The 4,094-nt window shown below is 67.4% G+C and carries 6 protein-coding genes; all 6 read right to left on the bottom strand.

Going from position 1 to position 4,094, the window contains the following annotated elements; all coding sequences use genetic code 11:
* A partial coding sequence (locus PSV00_RS04135; RefSeq protein WP_300445184.1) for a glutamate-cysteine ligase family protein occupies positions 1-736 on the bottom strand: 736 nt, incomplete at its 3' end.
* Between the two features lie 71 nt (positions 737-807).
* Positions 808-1,266 carry an ion channel gene (locus PSV00_RS04130; RefSeq protein WP_300445182.1) on the bottom strand — a complete coding sequence of 153 codons (459 nt, stop codon included), beginning with the start codon at positions 1,264-1,266 and terminating at the stop codon, positions 808-810.
* A 37-nt stretch (positions 1,267-1,303) separates the two neighbouring features.
* Positions 1,304-2,023: a 16S rRNA (uracil(1498)-N(3))-methyltransferase gene (locus PSV00_RS04125; protein WP_300445181.1), complete on the bottom strand. Its 720-nt coding sequence runs from the start codon at positions 2,021-2,023 to the stop codon at positions 1,304-1,306.
* A 9-nt stretch (positions 2,024-2,032) separates the two neighbouring features.
* A complete protein-coding gene (locus tag PSV00_RS04120; RefSeq protein WP_300445179.1) occupies positions 2,033-2,425 on the bottom strand; it encodes a hypothetical protein in 393 nt (130 codons plus the stop codon).
* Between the two features lie 10 nt (positions 2,426-2,435).
* On the bottom strand, positions 2,436-3,599 hold the full coding sequence (locus PSV00_RS04115; protein WP_300445177.1) for an acyl-CoA dehydrogenase family protein: 1,164 nt from the start codon (positions 3,597-3,599) through the stop codon (positions 2,436-2,438).
* Positions 3,600-3,783: 184 nt separating this feature from the next.
* The coding region (locus PSV00_RS04110) for an acyl-CoA dehydrogenase C-terminal domain-containing protein (protein ID WP_300445176.1) at positions 3,784-4,094 on the bottom strand (311 nt) is incomplete at its 5' end.

Here is a 4,094-nt window from a genome sequence, read left to right as displayed (position 1 = left end):
CGGCGAAGACGAAGTCCAGCATGCCGGTGCGGTCGGGGTCGGTGTCGGTCCAGACATTGGCGCGGGCGCTCAGAAAACCGTTGGGCCTGCCCTCGGTGAAGGGGGAACAGGCGAACAGGGCGGTGGCGATCGGCTGCAGGGCCAGGCTGGTGCGGAATTTGGCCACCATGTCGGCCTCGGACTCAAAGTCCAGATTGGCCTGGATGGTGCAGGTGCGCAGCATCATGTCGAGGCCGAGCGCCCCCTTCTTCGGCATATAGGCGCGCATGATCTCGTAGCGGCCCTTGGGCATGACCGGGATGTCCTCGCGGGCCCACAGCGGATCGAACCCGGCCCCGAGGAAGCCGAGGCCGATCTCGTCGGCGACCATCTTCACCTCCATCAGGTGCTGGCCGGTCTCGTTACAGATGTCGTGGATGTCCTTGAGCGGCGCGCCCGACAGTTCGAACTGGCCGCCGGGCTCGAGGCTGATCGAGGCCGAATAGCCCTCGCTGTTCCTGCGCTCGAGGGCGATGACGTGGCCGGCCTCCTCGACGGGGCTCCAGCCGAAACGCTGCAGGCCGGTCAGCATGGCCAGGATGCCGTGGTCGCCCGCATAGCCGGGGCGGCGCAGGGTATTCCGGTCGAAGCCGAATTTCTCGTGCTCGGCCCCGATACGCCACTGGTCCTTCGGCTTGGCCCCGTCGGACATGACGGCGGTCAGTTGCGCGAACGAGAGCGGTTCCTGTTCGACCATGGTGCATTCCCCTGTCCGTCGCGGGGAGCGTACGGCCTGTCGTGGCTAGATGGGAGCCGGAGGCCTCCGGCTCAAGGGGTATCGTCGTGTCGCGGGCGGCGTTTCCTCGGGGCGGTGAACGGGGTCATGACGCTGACGAAGAAGGCGACCGACCAGCCGAGAAGAATCGCCCCGCCGACGCCCTCGATCGCGCCGAGCAGTCGCCACTGCGGGGCCATCAGCACGTCGCTGTAGCCGATCGAGCCATAGCTGATGCTGGAGAAATAGACCGCCTCGCGCAGGTCGGGCACCGCGCCGATCGCCGTGTACAGGGCCGCATAGAGCCAGATCTCGACCCCGTGGATGACGAACAGGCCCAGCACCACGGCAATGGTCAGGGCGGCGTGCTGCCACAGGGGGCCGGCCACGCCGACGCCGCCGATCCGGGTCTCGTACAGTTCGAGGAGTCGTCCCAGGCCCATCAGGCCGAAGCCGTGCAGCCCCACCACCAGCAGGGCCATCAGGGTCGACAGGGCCAGTTCGTTGAACATCAGTCCATCCTGCCTGTATCCGCCGCCGCGGCCAACTCTAGCGGTCCCAGTCGCCCAGGGCGGCCTGCCACAGGGTCAGGGCGGCGATGGCGGCGGTGTCGGCGCGCAGGATGCGCGGGCCGAGGGAGACGGCGGTGGTGAAGGGCAGGCCCAGCAGCCGCTCGCGCTCCTCGGGGGCGAAGCCGCCCTCGGGTCCGATCAATATGGCCCAGGGGCCGGGGCCGGCCGCCGTCAGGGCGGCAAAGGCGGGCGCGCCGCCGGTCTCGTCGCAGAACATCAGCCGTCGCGCCGGATCCCAGCCGTCGAGGATCGCGTCCAGCCTGGCCGGATCGTCGACCGCCGGGACGTCGAGGCGGCCGGTCTGTTCTGCCGCCTCCTCGGTGATGGCGTCGAGCCGGTCCAGTCGCACCTTCTCGACATTGGTGCGCCGCGTCAGGGTCGGGCGCACCCGGCGCACGCCCAGTTCGGCGGCCTTTTCGACAATGGTCTCGACCCGGGACTTCTTGACGAGGGCCACGATCAGCTCGAGGTCGGGGCCGAAGGCCTGGGGGCGGACCTGTTCCTCGGCGCGCAGGACGATGCCGCGTTTCAGAACCTCGGCGATGGTGGCGCGCCACTCGCCGTCACGGCCGTTGAACAGCAGCAGTTCGCTGCCGAGAAACAGCCGCATCACCCCGGTCAGATACCGGGCCTGTTCGGGCGTGGGGGTCAGGGTGGTGCCGGGGGCGAGGTCGGCGCGAACGTACAGACGGATCATGGTCTGATCCTAGCCTTCGAGCGTCGTCTCGGGGAGTCGCACGCCGAGGGATTTTGCCAGCACCGGAAAGATGGCGTCAGCCTCGGCCTCGGTGGTGCCGAACGGCGGGCGCAGGTCCAGCCAGTAGGCGCGGAATTCCGCGCCGTCGCTGTGGGCCAGCACGGTCAGGGCCGCGCGGATGCGGGTCTGGGTCTCGCGCGTCACCGCGGCCATCGCCGGCACGATGTCGGTGCGCATCGCCCGGGCGACCTGGGTCGCGTCCAGCGGATCGACCGGGCCGAGCCGGGCCAGGGTGGCGGCATTGCCGGCCCCGCCGATCCACGGGTCCAGCAGGCTGTCCAGCAGTTCCGAGCGGGCCCGGGCCTCGCGTTCGGCCAGACGTTCCCTGGCGGTCTTTCGCATGGGTGTTTCCCTAAAGCGACCGGGCGATCAGCAGCTTCATGATCTCGTTGGTGCCGCCGTAGATGCGCTGGACACGGGCGTCCTTGTACAGCTGGGCGATCGGATATTCGTTCATATAGCCGTAGCCGCCGTGCAGCTGCAGCATTTCGTCGATGGTCTCGCCCTGGATGTCGGTGACCCAGTATTTGGCCATCGAGGCGGTGACGGCGTCCAGCTGACCCTTCAGGTGCAGGCCGATGCAGTGGTCGACGAAGACCTTGGCGACGGTCAGCTTGGTCTTGACCTCGGCCAGTTTGAACTGGGTGTTCTGGAAGTCGAGGATCCGCTTGCCGAAGGCCTTGCGTTCCTTGACGTAGGCCAGGGTCTCCTGCAGGCCGCGCTCGGCGGCGGCCACGCCCTGGACGGCGATGTTCAGCCGTTCCTGCGGCAGCTGCTGCATCAGATGGACGAAGCCCTGACCCTCGGTGCCGCCGATGATGTTCTCGCCCGGAACCTTGACCTCATTGAAGAACAGTTCGGAGGTGTCATTGGCCTCCATGCCGATCTTGTGCAGGTTACGACCGCGTTCAAAGCCGTCGGCCCCGTCGGTCTCGACCACGATCAGGCTGGTGCCCTTGGCCCCCAGGGTCGGGTCGGTCTTGGCCACGACGATGATGAAATTGGCCAGCTGACCATTGGTGATGAAGGTCTTCGAACCGTTGACCACATACTGGTTGCCGGTCTTGATGGCGGTGGTCTTGATGCCCTGCAGGTCGCTGCCCGCGCCCGGCTCGGTCATGGCGATGGCCCCGACCAGTTCGCCGGTCAGCAGGCGCGGCAGCCAGCGCGCCTTCTGCTCCTCGGTGCCGTAGTGCCAGATGTAGGGCATGACGATCGCATTATGCAGCGAGATGCCGAAATGGTCCGCGCCCTTCCAGCCCAGCTGGCGCATCAGCACGACTTCATGGCGATAGTCGCCGCCCATGCCGCCGTCTTCCTCGGGCATGGACAGGCCCAGCAGACCGGCCTCGCCCGACTGGTTCCACAGTTCGCGGGGCACGGAGGAGTTGGCGATCCACGACTGCACGGCCTCTGGCGGCGCATGCTCGTCGATCCATTTGCCGACGCTGTCGGAGAAGAGGGTGATGTCCTCTTCCTGCATGAAATCGGGTTCGGGGGTCTGAAGGACGTTCATGATCTTGTCTCCTCCCCACTCCGTGGGGAGGGGGACCGCGAAGCGGTGGAGGGGTGGCTCCGCCGCACAGTTTCAACAGACCGCCGGACCGGATCGAGTCCTGGGCCGACAGCCCCTCCGTCACGGCGCGAAGGCGCGCCGCGCCACCTCCCCATCGCTGCGCGACGGGGAGGAGACAGACGGGCTAGAATGCCTCGGCGGGCATGTCCATCAGCACGTCCGCGCCGGTCTTCATCTTGACCAGATGGGACTCGGCGTCGGGCAGGATGCGTTCGACGAAATAGCGGCCGGTCTGCAGCTTGGTGACATAGAAGGGGTCGGTGTCGCCGGCGTCGATCCTGGCCTGGGCCGCCTTGGCCATCTGGGCCCAGAGATAGGCCAGGGCGGTCAGGCCGAAGATGTGCAGATAGTCGGTCGAGGCGGCCCCGGCGTTGTCCGGGTTGGCCATGCCGTTCTGCATCAGCCACATGGTGCCGTCCTGCAGCTTCTTCTTGG

This window comes from Brevundimonas sp., assembly GCF_029945885.1.
In the GTDB taxonomy this organism is placed as follows: Bacteria; Pseudomonadota; Alphaproteobacteria; order Caulobacterales; family Caulobacteraceae; genus Brevundimonas.
This window is presented reverse-complemented; position numbering and strand designations above follow the sequence as displayed.

Coding starts and splice junctions, on each gene's coding strand:
- PSV00_RS04130 (WP_300445182.1), bottom strand. CDS start 1,266: ATGTTCAACGAACTGGCCCTGTCGACCCTGATGGCCCTGCTGGTGGTG.
- PSV00_RS04125 (WP_300445181.1), bottom strand. CDS start 2,023: ATGATCCGTCTGTACGTTCGCGCCGACCTCGCCCCCGGCACCACCCTG.
- PSV00_RS04120 (WP_300445179.1), bottom strand. CDS start 2,425: ATGCGAAAGACCGCCAGGGAACGTCTGGCCGAACGCGAGGCCCGGGCC.
- PSV00_RS04115 (WP_300445177.1), bottom strand. CDS start 3,599: ATGAACGTCCTTCAGACCCCCGAACCCGATTTCATGCAGGAAGAGGAC.